The organism is Micromonospora zamorensis, from assembly GCF_900090275.1.
GTDB lineage: Bacteria > Actinomycetota > Actinomycetes > Mycobacteriales > Micromonosporaceae > Micromonospora > Micromonospora zamorensis.
The window spans coordinates 3,452,188-3,468,654 of record NZ_LT607755.1 but is presented as its reverse complement, the minus strand read 5'-3'; the positions used below and the strand labels follow the sequence as shown (position 1 = coordinate 3,468,654).

The window sequence follows — 16,467 nt, the reverse complement described above, 5'->3', positions numbered from 1 at the left end:
GTCGACGACGAGCACGTCGGTCGGGTGAATCACTGATGGCGGTGGGACACGTCACCGGGGCATGATCGGGGTTCGTCTCGACGGAGAGCCGAGCCACGCGATCGCGCGGGAGGTGGGTGACACCGATGACCCCGACGCAGCTGCGCGCGTACGTCGCGGTGGTTCGGCTGGGGTCCGTCAAGCAGGCCGCCGCGGAGCTGCAGGTCTCCGAGTCGGCCGTGTCGCTCCACATCGCCCAGTTGCGCAGGGAGTTCGGCGACAAGCTCTTCTCCCGGACGGCGGGTGGCCTCGCCTTCACCCCTGGTGGGCTGCGGCTGGCCAGTCGCGCCGCGGAGCTGCTGGGGCTTCAGGACCGTACGATCCGGGAGGTGAGCGCCGCGACGCGTGGCCGGCGGCTGCTGCGGGTCGCGGCGTCGAGCCTGTTCGCCGAGTTCGCCGCGCCGGGTCTGATCGAGCTCTTCGCCAAGCGAGCCGCCGACCTCGACGTCGAGCTGAGCGTACGCAGCCCGGGTGCCTTCGGGTCGCTGCTGCTGGCTCGCGCCGTGGACATCGCGATCGGCCCGCAACCGCCGGTGGTGGACAGCGCCACGGCCAGCCGACCGGTGATGAACTACCGCCTCGTCCTCGTCGTCGGCCCGGAGCACCCGCTGGCCGGTGTGCCGGCGTCCCCCGGGCAACTACGGGAGCAGACCTGGCTGCTCGGGCCGTCCGCCACCACGGATCTGGGTGGGGTGCCGGCGATGCTGCGTCGCCTTGCCGTGCCGGACGAGCGGCAGCAGATCTTCCAGAGCCACGCGGCGGCGCTGGGGGAGGCCAAGCGGGGCAAGGGCGTCTCGCCGGCCCTCGCGTTCACCGTCGCGCCGGACGTCCGGCAGGGGCATCTCGCGCAGGTGGCGGGGCCAAACGCGACGATGGAGGCGGTGTGGCATTCGCAGGTGCTCGCCACCCCCGACGCGATGTCGGCCGCCGACGAGCTGTCGCGCTTCTCGTCGACGCCGAGGGCGATTCAGGCGATGATGCGGGGCGCCGGCGTCAGCGTCGGCCACTTCCGGCCGTCGGTGCACGTGACGCTCTGGAGTTGACGGGCGACGACCAGCAGGTCCTGGAAGGTGCCGGCGGGCAGCATCCGGTCGCAGTAGGGGAGAGCGGCGGCCATGCCGCCGACCCGGGGGGTGAAGCCGGGTGCGCCGGCGCGGGGATTCAACCAGACGATCCGGTACGCGCGGCGGCTCAGCCGGGCCATCACGGCCGCCAGTTCGTCCGGCGGGTCGCTGTCCCAGCCGTCCGACCCGATCACCACCACCGCCCCGCGCACGGCGTCCGCGTGGTGGGAGGTGAGCAGGGAGCGCAGGTTCGTGGCGATCCGGGTGCCCCCGTACCGGTCGGTCACGGCGGCGCTGGCCTGCGCGACCGCCTCGGCCGCCGACGTGTGTCGCAGCACCACGGTGAGCCGGGTCAGCGTCGTCGCGAACGCGAAGACCTCCGCGTCGGCGACCACCGCGAACGCCCGCATCAGATGCAGGTACGCGGTCGCCTGCGCCCGCATCGACTCGCTGACGTCGCAGAGCAGCACGACCCGGCGTGGCCGTCGCACCGGTCGCTCGCGGACGACCTCGACGGGTTCCCATCCGGTGCGGCGGGCCCGGGCGATGGTGGGCCGCAGCGCGACCCGGGCACCGGCCGCGCCGATGGCGAACCGCCGGGTACGCCGGGTCGGCCAGCCGCCGACGGCAGCGCGCAGGGCGTCGCCGAGTTGTGCGACCTGTGCGCTGTCGAGTGCGTCGAACGGGCGGTCGGCGAGCCCGCTGAGGGCGCTGGGGCGCCGCTCGGGCAGCAGCAGCGCTGTGTCGTGTGCCGGTGTCTCCGCCACGGCCGGCGGCAGCGTCGCCCACGGCAGGCCACCGCCGGAATCCGAGTCGTCGGTGTCGGCGGGCACACGCACGTACACGTCGTCGTGAGCGTCAGGCGGGGACGCGGACCGCGACGGCCGGGGCAGCGGTGGGGGGTCCGCGAAGATCGCCGCGAAGACCCGGTCGAACGCGGCGAGGTCGGCGTGCCGTCGGACCAGGCAGATCCGGGCAGTCCAGTAGAGCGACGACATCGAGTCTGGTGGGCTGGCGGCGAGCGCCCGGACGAAGTCGTCGACATCGGTGAGGCCGGCCGGGACGCCGGCTCGTCGCAGCCGGCCGGCGAGCGCCACCGCGAACGCGGCCCGGTCGACCCCGCGCAGCACGCCCGGGCTCACCGGCGCGAGGCCAGCCAGGCGATCACCGCGCCCACGGCGACAAGACCGACGACGACGGGTACGAGGCGTTTGGTGATCGAACCGCCGGCGATGCTGAGCAGGTCGAGCGCCTCCGGCTCGGCAGCCACCGCCACGCGGGTGGAGCCGTCGGGTGACTCGACCGCCGACGACGATGACGATGCCGACGGCGATGACGATGCCGACGACGCCGCCGCCGACGGCAGTGACGGCGAGATCGGCGACGATGCCGCCGTCGAAGAGGCGGGCGACGGCTCGATCGGTGACGGCGCGACGGCGGCGGTCCTGGGTGTGGTGGCGACCGCTGTCGCGGACGCGGCGGGAAGCGCCTCGGGCGCTGGCGCGACGGGCTCGGAGTCCGCGCGTGCTGCCGGCACGGCCGGGGTCGAGTGGTCGGCCGCGAGCTTGGCCTCCAGGTTGGCGACGAACTGGGCCACCAACTTGCCCGACACCTCCTTGATCATGCCGCTGCCGAACTGGGCCAGCTTGCCGGAGATCTTCAGGTCGGTGTCCACGCTGACCAGCGTCCGGTCGCCGTCCGGCCGTAGGTGGGCGGTGACCAGCGCGGACGCGTTCCCCGTCGACCGGGCGTCGCGGCCCTTCGCGTCGATCACCCCACGGTAGGCGGAGTCGTCCTTCTCGACGAACCGGGCGGTGCCCGCGAACTCCGAGATCACCGGCCCGACCTTGACCTTCACCCTGCCCCGGTAGACGTCACCGTCGACGCCGGTCAACTGGGCGCCCGGCAGGCACGGCGCGATCCCCTCCAGGTCGGTGAGCACCGCCCACGCCTCGTCGATCGGGACAGCGACCGCGAACTCGTTCGTGATCTTCATAGCTGGCTCTCCTGGTAGGCGCCGAGCGCGGCGGCGACCACGGCGCGGTCGTCGGGGGTCTTGGCGATGGTGCCGATGGTCAGCGCGACGTCGTCGGCGGCGAGACCGGCGACGCCCAGCACGGACAGCGCGGCCACCCAGTCGATGGTCTCCGCCATCCCGGGCGGCTTCTCCAACTCGCGGCCGCGTACGCCGCCGACGAACTGGACGGCCGTCTGGATCAGCGGCTCGGTGGCGCCCGGCACGGCACGGCGGACGATCTCGACGGCGCGGGCCGGCTCGGGAAAGTCGATCCAGTGGTACAGGCAGCGGCGGCGCAACGCGTCGTGCAGCTCCCGGCTGCGGTTGGAGGTGAGCACCACGACCGGCGGCGTACGGGCGGTGAACGTGCCGAGCTCGGGGATCGTGATGCCGGCCTCGCCGAGGAACTCGAACAGCAGTGCCTCGAACTCGTCGTCGGCCCGGTCGATCTCGTCGATCAGCAGCACCGGTGGGACCGGCCCCCGGTGGCGTACGGCCCGCAGGATCGGCCGCTCCTGGAGGAACTCGGCGCTGAACAGGTCCGCGTCGGTGAGCCGCGCCTGTTGTGCCTCGGCGAGCCGGATCGCCAGCAGTTGTCGCTGGTAGTTCCACTCGTAGAGCGCCTCGCCCGCGGTCAGCCCCTCGTAGCACTGCAACCGGATCAGCGGCGTTTCCAGCGCGCGGGCCAACGCCTTGGCAGCGGCGGTCTTGCCGACACCCGGCTCGCCCTCCAGCAGCAGTGGCCGACCGAGGCGCAACGCGAGGAACAGGGCCATCGCCAGGCCGTCGTCGACCAGGTAGTCGACGGCGTCGAGGCGGTGCCGCACGGCCAGGGCGTCCCTCATGCCTCGCCCGCCAACAGGCGTTGGTAGTCCGCATGGGTGTCCACGTCGATCGGCACCGGCCCGTCGACGGGCACCTCGGTCACCGGGTGGCGGCCGGAGTGCAGCAGCTTCCAGACGGCCTTGTCGCCGTGCAGGTCGTACAGCTCGGGAAGGACAGCCCGGCCGAAGCGGAACGGGTGGCCCAGCCCGTTCGCGTACCGGCAGACGGCCAGCGGGGTGGCCGCCTCGGCGACCCGGCGGACGTCTGCGGCGCGGACGCCGGGCTGGTCGCCGAGGAGCAGCACGAGCGCGTCGGCGCGCGGGTCCACCGCCCGCGCGGCGGTGCTGACCGACGACCCGCAGCCGGTGCTGAACGCCGGGTTCTCCACGACCTGGCACCCGGTCAGGTCGACCCGGTCGCGGATGCCGCTCGCCGCGCCGCCCAGTGTGACGAGCAGCTGGTCGAAGCCGCATGAGCGGGCCAGGTCGAGTGTGGCGTCGAGCAGCGTCCGCCCCCGGTAGGGCAGCAGTTGCTTCGCCTCGCCGAGGCGCACCGACGCGCCCGCGGCGAGCACCAGGCCGGTCAGGAACACGGGCTACGCCGCCGTGTAACTCGCGAGGCAGCCGGCGCAGCAGAACCAGAAGTCCTGCCCGTCGACCCGCGCGTGCGGCGTCTCCGGCCCGACCAGCACTGTCATCCCGCACACCGGGTCGACGGCCTGCTGGGGTCGAGCGGCCGGCGCGCCGGAGGCCGGGGTCAACCCGTCCACCCGGATCGCCCGGACCACCTCAGCCATGATCGACAGGGCGATCTCGGCCGGCGTACGCGCGCCGATGTCCACACCCGCTGGCGAGTGGACGCGGGCGCGCTCCTCGTCGGTCAAACCCAGCTCGTCGAGCAGGGCCGCGCCGCGCCTGCCGCTGGCCACCAGCGCGATGAACCCGACGCCGGCGTCCAGCGCGGCCCGGATCGCCTCCTGCTCGCCCTTGCCCAACCCGGCCACGACGACAGCGGTGCAGCCGGCGCAGTCGTCGGCCGCGACGACGTCGAAGTCGAGGAACGCGGCGAGGTTGGCCACCGCCGCGCTGATCGGCGTGCTGCCGACGACACGCAGAGCCGGCGCCGGCAGCATCGGTCGGAGGAAGACCTCGATCGCCCCACCGGAGTGGCACGGGTTGACCACCACCCGCGCCCCAGGGGTGTCCGGGAACGGGACCGCGCCCTCCGGCAGCACCCGCAGCAGCAGGGCGGTCCCGTCGCGCAGGGTGTCGAGCGCCGCCGCGCGCACCGAACTCTCGGCGCACACCCCGCCCACGAAGCCCTCGATCGAGCCGTCGGACCGGATCACCGCGGCGTCGCCCGGCCGGGCCGACGTCGGGTCCTGGGCGCGGACCACTGTGGCGTGGACGAACGGCTCCCGGGTGTCGGTCAGCTCCCGGGCGCGCTCCGCGATGGTGGTCATCTCGGCTCCCTCAGATCGGCGGCCGGGCCTGGCCGCGCATCGCGTCCCAGACCCGCGACGGCGTCAGCGGCATGTCGGCATGGCGTACGCCGAAGGGCTTCAGGGCGTCGATGACCGCGTTGACGATCGCGGGTGGCGACCCCACCGTCGCGGACTCGCCCACGCCCTTCGCGCCGATCGGGTGGTGTGGCGACGGCGTCACGGTGAACCCGGTCTCCCAGTCGGGCACTTCGAGGGACGTCGGGATCAGATAGTCCATCAGGGACGCACCGAGGCAGTTGCCGTCCTCGTCGAACGCGATCATCTCCATCAGGGCCATGCCGACCCCGTCGGTCAGCCCTCCGTGCACCTGCCCCTCGATGATCATCGGGTTGATCCGGGTGCCGCAGTCGTCGACCGCGATGAACCGTCGGACCTTCACCTGCGCGGTGCCGGGGTCGATGTCCACCACGCAGATGTACGCGCCGTGCGGGTAGGTCAGGTTCGACGGGTTGTAGCAGATCTGCGCCTCCAACCCACCCTCGATGCCCTCGGGCAGGTCACCCGCGCCGTGCGCGCGCATGGCGATGTCCTGGATGGTGACGGACCTGCCCGGGTCGCCCGCGACGTGGAACGCGCCCTTCTCCCACTCCAGGTCGGCCACCGACACCTCCAGCATCCCCGAGGCGATGATCCGCGCCTTGTCGCGGACCTTCCGGGCCACCAGAGCCGCAGCGGCGCCTGAGACGGGCGTCGACCGGCTGCCGTACGTGCCGAGGCCGAACGGGGTGTTGTCGGTGTCGCCGTGCAGCACCTCGATGTCCGACGGTGGAATCCCGATCTCCTCGGCGACGATCTGCGCGAACGTCGTCTCGTGCCCCTGACCCTGCGACTGGACGCTGAGGCGTACCACGGCCTTTCCGGTCGGGTGGACGCGCAGCTCGCAGCCGTCGGCCATGCCCAGCCCGAGAATGTCCATGTCCTTGCGCGGCCCGGCGCCGACGGCCTCGGTGAAGAACGCGATGCCGATGCCCATCAGCTCGCCCCGGGCCCGCTTCTCCGCCTGCTCGCGGCGCAACTCGTCGTAGCCGGCCATCTCCATCGCCAGCCGCATCGTCGGCTCGTAGTTGCCCGAGTCGTACACCCAGCCGGTCTTCGTCGTGTACGGGAACTGCTCCGGCTGGATGAAGTTCTTCAGCCGCAGCTCGGCCGGGTCCATGCCGAGTTCGTCGGCGAGGCAGTCGACGATCCGCTCGACCAGGTAGACCGCCTCGGTGATCCGGAACGAGCACGCGTACGCGACACCGCCGGGCGCCTTGTTGGTGAAGACCGCCGTCATCTTGCAGTACGCGGCCTCGATGTCGTAGCTGCCGGTGAACACCCCGAAGAAGCCGGCCGGGTACTTCACCGGGGCGGCGGTGCCGTTGAACGCGCCGTGGTCGGCCAGCACGTTGGTGCGGATGCCGAGGATCCGACCGTCGCGGGTCGCCGCGATCTCCCCGCGCATGATGTAGTCGCGGGCGAAACCGGTGCTGATCAGGTTCTCCGAGCGGTCCTCCATCCACTTCACCGGCTTGCCGGTGACGATCGAGGCGACGATCGCGCAGACGTACCCGGGGTAGATCGGCACCTTGTTGCCGAACCCGCCGCCGATGTCCGGCGCGATCACCTGGATCTTGTGCTCGGGCAGGCCCGCCACGATGGCATAGAGGGTGCGGTGCGCGTGCGGCGCCTGGGTGGTCGACCAGAGCCGCAGCTTGCCGTCGACGGCGTCGTAGTCGGCGACCGCCCCGCACGTCTCCATGGGCGCCGGGTGCACCCGGGGGTAGACGAGGTCCTGGCTGACCACGACGTCGGCGCGGGCGAAGACCGCCTCGGTGGCCGCCTCGTCGCCGGTCTCCCAGTCGAAGCAGTGGTTGTTCGTCTTGCCGTCCAGGTCGTCGCGGATCACCGGGGCGTCCGGCTCCAACGCGCGACGTGCGTCGATCACCGGGTCGAGGACGTCGTACTCGACGTCGATCAGCTCCAGCGCGTCGCGGGCCGCGTACCGGTCCTCGGCGAGGACGAACGCGACCTCCTGGCCCTGGAAACGCACCTTGTCGGTGGCGAGGACGGCCTGCACGTCGTTGGAGAGGGTCGGCATCCAGGCCAGGTTCTGCGCAGCCAGGGCAGCCCCGGTCACCACCGCCTTCACCCCGGGCGACGCCTCGGCGGCGCTCGTGTCGATGCTGACGATGCGGGCGTGCGCCACCGGCGACCGGAGGATCGCGAGGTGCAGCATGCCGGGCAGTTGGACGTCGTCGACGTACCGGCCGCGACCCCGCAGGAAGCGCGGGTCCTCCTTGCGCAGCATCCGGCCGTACCCGACGGGTTTCTGGTCGTTGTCGTGGAACGTGTCCACGCGCTCGTGCACGGTGGTCATGCGACGGCCTCCGCGGGCTGGCCGGCGTTGTCGATCTCGCCGGCCTCGGTCGATTCGGTGGTCTCGGTGACCTGGGCCGCGGCCTGCGCCTCGGCCACGGCGGCCCAGCGGACCGAGCGGACGATGGTGGCGTAACCCGTGCACCGGCAGATCTGACCCGAGATCGCCTCCCGGATCTCCGTCTCACTCGGGTCGGGGTTGCGGTCGAGCAGCGCCCGCGCGGTCATCATCATCCCCGGCGTGCAGAAGCCGCACTGGAGGCCGTGGCACTGCATGAAACCCTGCTGGATCGGGTCCAGCTCGGCGCCCTTGGCGAGACCCTCGACGGTACGCACCTGGTGGCCGCCGGCCATCGCCGCGAGCACGGTGCACGACTTCACCGGCTCGCCGTCCAACCAGACCACGCAGGTGCCGCAGTTGCTGGTGTCGCAGCCCCAGTGCGTGCCGGTCAGACCGAGCACGTCCCGCAGGAAGTGCACCAGCAGCAGCCGGGCCTCGATCTCCCGGGTGACCTCGACGTCGTTGACGGTCATGGTGACCTGCATGCTCAGCTCCTCGCCCGTTCGACGGCCCGGCGCAGGGTCCGCCTGGTCAGCTCGGCGGCCAGATGCCGCTTGTAGTCCGCGCTGCCGCGCTGGTCGGTCACCGGGTCGCAGCTGCGCGCCGCGATGGCCCCGGCCTGCTCGTAGAGCCCCTCCGAGGGTTCCTGCCCGCGCAACGCGGCCGAGATCTCCGGGATGCCCGTCGTGTTGGGGCCGACCGCCGCGAGCCCGACCCGGGCGTCGACGATCACGCCGCCGTCGAGCCACACCGCCGCGCCGGCCGACACCACGGCCCAGTCGCCGGCCCGGCGCTCGACCTTGGCGTACGCGCTGCCGCAGCCGGGCCGCACTGGTAGCCGGATCTCGACCAGGATCTCGTCGTCCGCGACGGCCGTCTCGTACGGCCCGACGTGGAAGTCCTCCATCGACACGACCCGCTCCGCGCCGCCCGGACCCCGGATCACGCACCGCGCGTCCAGGGTCGTGCACACCGCCGAGAGGTCCTCGGACGGGTCGGCCTGGCAGAGCGAGCCGCCCAGCGTGCCCCGGTTGCGCACCACCGGGTCGGCGATCACCCGTTCGGCGTCGGCGAAGATGGGGAACGCCGCCCCCAGCACGGGGGATTCGAGCAGCTCCCGATGGCGGGTCAGCGCCCCGATGCGAACCTCGTCCGGGCCCGTCTCGACGTAGCCCAGCTCGGCGTGCAGGTCGTTGATGTCGATCAGATAGTCGAAGTTGGCCAGCCGGAGCTTCATCATCGGCAGCAGGCTGTGCCCGCCGGCGATCAGGCGGGCGGTGCCGCCGCGATGCTCCAGAAGGCTGATCGCATGGTCCACACTGGTGGCTCGCTCGTACTCGAACGGTGCCGGCACCTGCATGTCGTACCTCCGCAGTCCGGCAAAATCTCTGCCCGACGGTGACCAAAGTCAACGGCGACCTAAGCAGTTGCTTAGGTCGCCGTTGACGGTGCGGCCCGGGCTCGCGGATCGTGCGGCCATGCGGGACATCGTCGACGGGCTGACGACCTGGCGTTCGGCCGGCGTCGTGTTCGCCGTCGCGACCGTCGTGCGGACCTGGCAGTCCGCGCCCCGGCAACCCGGGGCGGCGATGGCCGTCTCTGCACACGGCGAGGTGCTGGGCAGCATCTCCGGTGGCTGCGTCGAGGGCACCGTCTACGAGATGTGCCGGACGGCGCTGGAGACCGGAACTGCCCAGACCCAGACCTTCGGTGTCAGCGACGACGACGCGTTCGACGTCGGTTTGACCTGCGGCGGCACGATCCAGGTCCTGGTGCAGCCCGGCGTCGCGATGACCGAGACCGACGAGGTGCTCGCCGCGATCTCCGACGGCCGGCCGGTCGCCACCGCATCTGTGGAGAACGCCCAATTGGTGATCTGGCCCGACCGGATCGCCGGCAGCCTCGGCGCACCCGACCTGGACGACGCGGCCGCCCGGCAGGCGCGGGGCATGCTCGCCCTCGGTGCCACCGGCACGATCCACCTGGGCCGGCGGGGGGAGCAGCGTGGCGACGACGTGGCGGTGTTCGTCCAGTCGTACGTGCCACCACCCCGGATGATCATCTTCGGCGCGATCGACTTCGCCGCCGCGATGGCCCGGATCGGCAGGTTCCTCGGCTACCACGTCACGGTCTGCGACGCCCGCCCGGTGTTCGCCACCCGCGCGCGCTTTCCGGACGCGGACGACCTCGTGGTGCAGTGGCCGCACGCGTACCTGGAGTCGACGACCGTCGACGACCGCACGGTGCTCTGCGTGCTGACCCACGACCCCAAGTTCGACGTGCCGCTGCTCCAGGTCGCACTGCGCACACCCGCCCGCTACATCGGCGCGATGGGCAGCCGCCGCGCACACGACGACCGGATGCGCCGGCTCCGCGAGGCGGGCGTGAGCGAGGCCGCGCTGGCCCGGCTCTGTTCACCGATCGGGCTGGACCTGGGTGCGCGGACACCCGAGGAGACGGCCGTGGCGATCGCCGCCGAGATTACCGCGCAGGCCTGGGGCGGCTCGGGCCGGCCGCTCAGCGACCTGGCGACCCCGATCCACCACACCTGACGCTAGATCATGCGCAGGACCAGCGCCGCGGAGACCGCCAGCTCACGGTCGAGCACCTGGTCCCGGGGGACGAACACCATGGCCTGCCCCTCACCGATAACCACGTCCTCCTGCCGGGCCGTGGTGGTGCCCCGAAACACGTGAACGGTGACGGTGTGGGGAAAGCCGGGTTCGTACGGGCGCGGGCCGCTCCACAGTGGATGCAGTTCACCCGCTGTCAGGCCCGTCTCCTCCAGCAGCTCGCGGCGGGCCGCCTCCTCCGGTGACTCACCGGGCTCGATGTGGCCACCCGGCAGACTCCACTGACCCGGCGACGCGGGCGCGTCCTCATCGCGGTGCTGAAGCAGCACCGCGCCCGACGGATCGACCAGCAGCACGAGAGCGACGCCATAGGTTGCCACCAGAGGACCGTGCCATGTCGCCCCGAGCTTGTCGACGGCGTCGCCTCGCGGGACGCCGGATCGCGTACCCTCCGCTGATGGAACTCGATGATCTTCCGCTGGCCGAGTTCGCGTTCCCGGGTCCGCTGCGCGACAGCCTCGTCGCCGCGATCCTCTCCGGCGCGAAGACCTCGACGACCGGCCTGCTGATCGGGTACGAGCGCGCGAACGAGCCGCTGCCCGAGGTGGGCCAACTGTCCGCGGTGGTGGACTCCGACGGGCGGCGCGTCGCGGTCATCGAGCTGACGGACGTACGGGTGGTCCGGCTCGGCGACGTCGACCTGCAACACGCCCTGGATGAGGGCGAGGGCGACGAGTCGGTGGCGCAGTGGCGCGCGGGGCACGAGGCGTTCTGGCACAGCGCTGAGGTGCGCGCCGAGTTGGGCGACCCCGGCTTCACCGTCGACGACGACACCCTGGTGGTAGCCGAGCGCTTCCGGCTGGCGCAGGTCGTCTGACCAGCCGGCGCAGTGGTCGGCTGGCCTCCGGGCCAGTGATCGTTGGCAGCTCAGCAGTGCGATGCTCGGCGTGTCGAGCTGCTCAGCTGCCAACGATCACTGGCATGCAGGGCGTTACAGCATCTCGACGGGAACCAGTTTGATGCCGTCTACTCCGTCGAGGTCCATCAGATGTGACACTCCGGATCCCGTGCCGTTGAGGGGATGCTCGAACCGCCACGACTCGTGCGGCATCGGCGGTTTGAGCTGCGCGGTGAGGTCGCCCTTGCCCTGGCACCGCTTGCGTAGGCGCTCGTACGCGGCGTCGCGGTCCTCGAACCCGACCGACTTCGCGTGTGGCAGTCCACGGACGGCGTCCTGGATGGCGGCCCGTTGCTCGCTGGTCGCCGAGGATTTCAACCGAACGATGATCCCGATCCACGAAGGCCGGGGGTCGACGTCGGCGATCCGGAGCGCCACCTCATCGACGCCGTCGACCTCGGTCATCACCGCCTCGATCGCTTCGGCGATCAGAGAGTCGGTGACAGTGGCGTGGACGAGCTCTGGCGCGTACTCCGGCTTGAGGTCCGCCAGCAGGTCGGGTTGGTCCTTGAAATCGACCTTGAAGCGCTCGTGCACCTGTTCGCGGGTTTCGAGAGCCACGCCTTCGACACTTGGCATCGACCGGAGCCGTTGCTGCACGGCCTCTCTCTGCGTCGCCGTCGCGTCGTTGTCCAGGAAGACGGTCAACGCCACGTCCCCGGCAACCTCAGGCTTCGAGGCGCAGGTGGACAGGACCAGCAGGAGTGTGAGTGCCAGGGACCGTGCTATGCGACGCATGGGGGCAGATCGTAGGTGATCAAGACGCAGGCAGTGTGCCCCTGCGTCGTCGTCAGGATCTCAACTCCGTGGCTGTTCTTCGTAACCTGGATCCGCCAGACTGCGCCGTATGGGTGATCGTTGGCGCCGGTGGGCGTGGGTCGGAGTGCTCGTCGTCGGGCTGATCCTTTACCTGGCGGTGCTGCGGACCCTGGTCAGCACCAAGAACCCGAATTTCGTACCGGCGTTGATCCTGCTCGGGGCGACGCTGGTGCCGCTGACGTTCCTGACGTTCGCGCAGGCTCGCACCGGGCGATGGCAGGTGCCGGCGTCGGTGCTGGTGACGTCGGCGTTCTTCGGTGGTGTGATCGGCACTGTGGTCGCCGGCACGCTGGAGTACGACACCCTGCGCGGGCTCGGCACCCTGCCGATGCTGTTCGTCGCGCTGATCGAGGAGTCGGCGAAGCTGATCGTCCCGGTGGTCCTGCTGTTCACGGTGGTGGCCCAGCGTCGCCGCCGGGTGCCCTCCGACGGGCTGATCATCGGCATCGCCGCCGGCATGGGGTTCGCCGCGCTGGAGACGATGGGCTACGCCTTCAGCGCGCTGCTGAGCTCGCAGGGCAACATCGGTGCGGTGGAGCAGACGCTGTTCGTCCGTGGTCTGACCGCGCCCGCCGGTCACACCGCCTGGACCGGGCTCACCGCCGGCGCGTTGTGGGCGCTGTTGGCCAGCCCGAGCGTCGGCCGGCTCATCGGGTTCATCGGTACGTTCCTGGGTGTCGTGGTCCTGCACACCCTCTGGGACACGTTCTCCGGCTCGTTGGTCTTCGTCGTGTTGGCGATCATCAGCATCGGCTGGCTGTTCTGGGAGCTGCGCCGTTACCGGACCTTCGTCGAGCACCCCGTTGGTCAGCTCCAACCGAACTGACCATCGCCGTACTTCATGCCTCTCCCGGCCCGCACGATCAGGCCGGGGGAGGCATGACTGTTGGTGATCCCGCTGCGACCGGACCGGCACCTCATCTAACGTCAGAGTGTTCATATTTGGCGTGCTTGGTCGGGAAGGTGCGGCAATGGGGGTGCGTAGCTGGATCGAGGGTTGGCCGGTCTACCGCCAGCTCACCGGCACCGACCCGTTGGGGCGGGGTGCCGCGGCGAAGTCCGATGGATCCCGCGCGCTCACGGCTCGCACGGAAACCGCCGACAGCGTGGCCCGTTCAGTGTGCCCGTACTGCGCGGTGGGTTGCGGTCAGCGGGTGTTCGTCAAGGACGGGCGGGTCAGTCAGATCGAGGGCGACCCGGACAGCCCGATCTCGCGGGGTCGGCTCTGCCCGAAGGGTTCGGCCAGCAAGAGCCTGGTGACCAGCCCGCTGCGGCAGACCAAGGTCCGCTACCGCCGGCCGTACGGCACCGATTGGGAGGACCTCGACCTCGACACGGCGCTGAACATGATCGCCGATCGGGTTCTGGCCGCCCGGGACGAGACCTGGGAGGACGTCGACGCCGAGGGTCGACCGCTCAACCGGACGCTGGGCATCTCCAGCCTGGGTGGGGCGACGCTGGACAACGAGGAGAACTACCTCATCAAGAAGTTGTTCACCGCAATGGGGGCACTCCAGATCGAGAACCAGGCCCGTATTTGACACTCCTCCACCGTCCCCGGTCTGGGGACCAGCTTCGGTCGTGGCGGCGCCACCCAGTACCAGCAGGACCTGTCGAACTCCGACGTCATCGTCATCCAGGGTTCGAACATGGCCGAGGCACACCCGGTGGGTTTCCAGTGGGTGATGGAGGCCAAGCGCCGGGGTGCGAAGGTCTTCCACGTCGATCCGCGTTTCACCCGCACCAGCGCGCTGGCTGACTCGTACCTGCCGATCCGGGCGGGCACGGACATCGCGCTGCTCGGCGGGGTGGTGCGCTACATCCTCGACAACGAGCTGGACTTCCGGGAGTACGTCGTCGCCTACACCAACGCCGCGACGATCGTGACCGAGGAGTACGCCGACACCGAGGACATGCACGGCCTCTTCTCCGGCTTCAACGACGACAACGCCACCTACGACCAGGCCAGCTGGCGGTACGAGGGCCACTCGCAGAACCAGACGACCCGCGACAGCGAGACACAGCGGGAGACGGCGGCCGGGCTGGAGAACGAGTCGCACGGCGCGCCGGTCGGCGGCGAGACCGAACGTGACGAGACGCTGCAGCACCCGCGCTGTGTGTACCAGATCCTCAAGCGGCACTTCGCCCGCTACACCCCGGAGATGGTGGAACGGGTCTGTGGCGTCCCGCAGGACAAGTTCCTGGAGTTGGCCCGGGCGTGGACGGAGAACTCCGGCCGGGACCGGACCGGCATGCTCGTCTACTCGGTGGGCTGGACGCAGCACAGCGTCGGCGTGCAGTACATCCGCACCGGCGCGATCATCCAGCTCCTGTTGGGCAACGTGGGCCGCCCGGGTGGTGGGGTGATGGCCCTGCGCGGGCATGCCAGCATCCAGGGGTCCACCGACATCCCGACGCTGTTCAACCTGCTGCCGGGCTACCTGCCGATGCCGCACCACGCCAATCACCCGACCCTGGACAAGTGGGTGGACAGCATCGCGCACCCGGGGCAGAAGGGCTTCTGGGGCAACGCCCGCACCTACGGCGTCAACCTGCTCAAGGCGTACTGGGGTGACGCCGCCACCGCCGACAACGACTACTGCTACGGCTACCTGCCGCGGATGACCGGTGACCACGGCACCTACCAGCAGGTGCTCGACATGATCGACGGCAAGATCAAGGGATATTTCCTGCTCGGGCAGAACCCGGCTGTCGGTTCGGCGCACGGCCGGGCGCAGCGTCTCGGCATGGCCAACCTCGACTGGCTCGTGGTCCGGGACCTGTTCGAGATCGAGAGCGCCACGTTCTGGAAGAACGCGCCGGAGATCGAGACCGGCGAGATCGTGCCCGAGGAGTGCCGCACGGAGGTGTTCTTCCTGCCCGCCGCCTCGCACGTGGAGAAGGAGGGCACGTTCACCCAGACGCAGCGCCTGTTGCAGTGGCGGGAGAAGGCCGTCGAGCCGCCAGGCGACGCCCGCTCGGAACTCTGGTTCTTCTACCACCTCGGGCGCGTCATCCGGGAACGGCTGGCGACGTCGACGAAGCCCCGCGACCGTGCGCTGCTCGACCTCGCCTGGGACTACCCCACGCACGGCCCGACCGTCGAGCCGAGCGCCGAGGCGGTTCTGCGCGAGATCAACGGGTACGACGTGGCCACCGGCCGTCCGTTGGCGTCGTTCACCGAGATGAAGGACGACGGCTCCACCGTCGGCGGGTGCTGGATCTACACCGGGGTGTACGCCGACGGCGTGAACCAGGCCGCCCGCCGCAAACCCGGCTCGGAGCAGTCCCTGGTGGCACCCGAGTGGGGCTGGGCGTGGCCGGCGAACCGGCGCATCCTCTACAACCGTGCGTCCGCGGACCCGGACGGCAACCCGTGGAGTGAGCGCAAACGCTACGTCTGGTGGGACGCGGACAAGAGCGAGTGGACCGGCTACGACGTGCCGGACTTCGAAAAGACCAAACCGCCGTCCTACCGACCGGAGCACGACGCCTCGGGTGTGGCGGGCATCGCCGGTGACGACCCGTTCATCCTTCAGGGCGACGGCAAGGGCTGGCTGTACGCGCCCACCGGTGTCCTGGACGGACCTATGCCCACCCATTACGAGCCGGTCGAGTCGCCGGTGCGCAACCCGCTCTACCGACAGCAGGCCAACCCGACCCGCAAGGTCTACACCCACCCGATCAACACGCTCAACCCGAGCCCGCCGCAGGAGCACAGCCAGGTGTTCCCGTACGTGTTCACGGTCAGCCGGCTCACCGAGCACCACACCGCCGGCGGGATGAGCCGGACGGTGTCACCGCTGGCCGAGCTGCAACCCGAGATGTTCGTCGAGGTGTCGCCGGAGTTGGCGGCCCTGCGAGGGTTGAGTCACCTGGGCTGGGCCCACCTGGTCACCAGCCGCGCGGCCGTCGAGGCGAAGGTGCTGGTGACCGACCGCGTCACGCCGCTGCGCGTGGATGGCCGGATCATCCACCAGGTCTGGCTGCCGTACCACTTCGGCTACGAGGGCCTGGTGACCGGCGACTCGGCGAACGACCTGTTCGGCATCACCCTCGACCCCAACGTCCTGATCCAGGAGAGCAAGGTCGGCACCTGCGACGTCCGGCCCGGACGGCGCCCCAGAGGACAGGACCTGTTGGGCCTCGTCGTCGACTACCGGCGGCGGTCGGGGAACCTCGTCCACCGCTACCCACCGATGGTCACGACCGACGTCGCCGACAGCAGCAGCGACCAGGAGGCCTGACC

Annotated in this window: 15 protein-coding genes; 5 read left to right on the top strand and 10 right to left on the bottom strand. The window is 70.8% G+C overall.

What is annotated here, in order from left to right; translation table 11 throughout:
• The first annotated feature begins 125 nt into the window (after positions 1–125).
• Complete coding sequence (locus GA0070619_RS15240; RefSeq protein ID WP_088948683.1) at positions 126–1,082, top strand: LysR family transcriptional regulator; 957 nt, start codon at positions 126–128, stop codon at positions 1,080–1,082.
• On the opposite strand, the gene GA0070619_RS15235 is transcribed toward GA0070619_RS15240, so the two are convergent.
• The 8 genes from GA0070619_RS15235 to GA0070619_RS15200 are packed head-to-tail and all read right to left on the bottom strand — an operon-like array spanning position 1,007 to position 9,228.
• A complete protein-coding gene (locus GA0070619_RS15235) occupies positions 1,007–2,245 on the bottom strand; it encodes a vWA domain-containing protein (protein WP_088948682.1) in 1,239 nt (412 codons plus the stop codon). The two genes, GA0070619_RS15240 and GA0070619_RS15235, sit on opposite strands and share 76 nt — an antisense overlap.
• Positions 2,242–3,099, bottom strand: a complete 858-nt coding sequence (locus GA0070619_RS15230) for an SRPBCC family protein (RefSeq protein WP_088948681.1) — start codon at positions 3,097–3,099, stop codon at positions 2,242–2,244. The genes GA0070619_RS15235 and GA0070619_RS15230 overlap by 4 nt, the downstream gene beginning before the upstream one ends.
• The gene (locus GA0070619_RS15225; RefSeq protein WP_088948680.1) at positions 3,096–3,965 is read right to left on the bottom strand and encodes an AAA family ATPase; all 870 of its coding nucleotides are present in this window, start codon (positions 3,963–3,965) and stop codon (positions 3,096–3,098) included. Before GA0070619_RS15225 ends, GA0070619_RS15230 begins: the two co-directional genes overlap by 4 nt.
• Entirely contained in the window at positions 3,962–4,537 is a 576-nt protein-coding gene (locus GA0070619_RS15220; RefSeq protein ID WP_088948679.1) for a nucleotidyltransferase family protein, read from the bottom strand. The genes GA0070619_RS15225 and GA0070619_RS15220 overlap by 4 nt, the downstream gene beginning before the upstream one ends.
• 3 nt (positions 4,538–4,540) lie before the next feature.
• Positions 4,541–5,407, bottom strand: a complete 867-nt coding sequence (locus GA0070619_RS15215) for an XdhC family protein (RefSeq protein ID WP_088948678.1) — start codon at positions 5,405–5,407, stop codon at positions 4,541–4,543.
• A 10-nt stretch (positions 5,408–5,417) separates the two neighbouring features.
• Entirely contained in the window at positions 5,418–7,808 is a 2,391-nt protein-coding gene (locus tag GA0070619_RS15210; protein WP_088948677.1) for an aerobic carbon-monoxide dehydrogenase large subunit, read from the bottom strand.
• Positions 7,805–8,353, bottom strand: coding sequence for a (2Fe-2S)-binding protein (locus tag GA0070619_RS15205; RefSeq protein ID WP_088948676.1), 549 nt, complete (start codon positions 8,351–8,353; stop codon positions 7,805–7,807). The genes GA0070619_RS15210 and GA0070619_RS15205 overlap by 4 nt, the downstream gene beginning before the upstream one ends.
• 2 nt (positions 8,354–8,355) lie before the next feature.
• Positions 8,356–9,228, bottom strand: a complete 873-nt coding sequence (locus GA0070619_RS15200; protein ID WP_088948675.1) for an FAD binding domain-containing protein — start codon at positions 9,226–9,228, stop codon at positions 8,356–8,358.
• A 118-nt stretch (positions 9,229–9,346) separates the two neighbouring features.
• On the opposite strand from GA0070619_RS15200, the gene GA0070619_RS15195 reads away from it, so the two are divergent.
• Complete coding sequence (locus GA0070619_RS15195; RefSeq protein ID WP_088948674.1) at positions 9,347–10,420, top strand: XdhC family protein; 1,074 nt, start codon at positions 9,347–9,349, stop codon at positions 10,418–10,420.
• Positions 10,421–10,422: 2 nt separating this feature from the next.
• Here GA0070619_RS15195 and GA0070619_RS15190 read toward each other — a convergent pair whose 3' ends face one another.
• Positions 10,423–10,821, bottom strand: coding sequence for an NUDIX hydrolase (locus tag GA0070619_RS15190; protein ID WP_088948673.1), 399 nt, complete (start codon positions 10,819–10,821; stop codon positions 10,423–10,425).
• Positions 10,822–10,898: 77 nt separating this feature from the next.
• Between GA0070619_RS15190 and GA0070619_RS15185 the strand changes: the two genes are divergently transcribed.
• Positions 10,899–11,318: an ASCH domain-containing protein gene (locus GA0070619_RS15185; RefSeq protein ID WP_088948672.1), complete on the top strand. Its 420-nt coding sequence runs from the start codon at positions 10,899–10,901 to the stop codon at positions 11,316–11,318.
• A gap of 114 nt (positions 11,319–11,432) precedes the next feature.
• On the opposite strand, the gene GA0070619_RS15180 is transcribed toward GA0070619_RS15185, so the two are convergent.
• Positions 11,433–12,137 (bottom strand): permease-like cell division protein FtsX, encoded by a 705-nt coding sequence (locus GA0070619_RS15180; RefSeq protein WP_157744003.1) that lies wholly within the window; start codon positions 12,135–12,137, stop codon positions 11,433–11,435.
• 109 nt (positions 12,138–12,246) lie between these two features.
• On the opposite strand from GA0070619_RS15180, the gene GA0070619_RS15175 reads away from it, so the two are divergent.
• Together GA0070619_RS15175 and fdh are read left to right on the top strand one after the other, a co-directional pair.
• Positions 12,247–13,044, top strand: a complete 798-nt coding sequence (locus GA0070619_RS15175; protein ID WP_088948670.1) for a PrsW family intramembrane metalloprotease — start codon at positions 12,247–12,249, stop codon at positions 13,042–13,044.
• A 145-nt stretch (positions 13,045–13,189) separates the two neighbouring features.
• A complete protein-coding gene (gene fdh, locus GA0070619_RS15165; RefSeq protein WP_157744002.1) occupies positions 13,190–16,465 on the top strand; it encodes a formate dehydrogenase in 3,276 nt (1,091 codons plus the stop codon).
• Positions 16,466–16,467 lie beyond the last annotated feature (2 nt).

Bases quoted from the DNA above. Each gene is read 5' to 3' on its own strand.
- GA0070619_RS15240 (WP_088948683.1), top strand. From the start codon at position 126: ATGACCCCGACGCAGCTGCGCGCGTACGTCGCGGTGGTTCGGCTGGGG.
- GA0070619_RS15230 (WP_088948681.1), bottom strand. From the start codon at position 3,099: ATGAAGATCACGAACGAGTTCGCGGTCGCTGTCCCGATCGACGAGGCG.
- GA0070619_RS15225 (WP_088948680.1), bottom strand. From the start codon at position 3,965: ATGAGGGACGCCCTGGCCGTGCGGCACCGCCTCGACGCCGTCGACTAC.
- GA0070619_RS15215 (WP_088948678.1), bottom strand. From the start codon at position 5,407: ATGACCACCATCGCGGAGCGCGCCCGGGAGCTGACCGACACCCGGGAG.
- GA0070619_RS15210 (WP_088948677.1), bottom strand. From the start codon at position 7,808: ATGACCACCGTGCACGAGCGCGTGGACACGTTCCACGACAACGACCAG.
- GA0070619_RS15205 (WP_088948676.1), bottom strand. From the start codon at position 8,353: ATGCAGGTCACCATGACCGTCAACGACGTCGAGGTCACCCGGGAGATC.
- GA0070619_RS15200 (WP_088948675.1), bottom strand. From the start codon at position 9,228: ATGCAGGTGCCGGCACCGTTCGAGTACGAGCGAGCCACCAGTGTGGAC.
- GA0070619_RS15195 (WP_088948674.1), top strand. From the start codon at position 9,347: ATGCGGGACATCGTCGACGGGCTGACGACCTGGCGTTCGGCCGGCGTC.
- GA0070619_RS15185 (WP_088948672.1), top strand. From the start codon at position 10,899: ATGGAACTCGATGATCTTCCGCTGGCCGAGTTCGCGTTCCCGGGTCCG.
- GA0070619_RS15180 (WP_157744003.1), bottom strand. From the start codon at position 12,137: ATGCGTCGCATAGCACGGTCCCTGGCACTCACACTCCTGCTGGTCCTG.
- GA0070619_RS15175 (WP_088948670.1), top strand. From the start codon at position 12,247: ATGGGTGATCGTTGGCGCCGGTGGGCGTGGGTCGGAGTGCTCGTCGTC.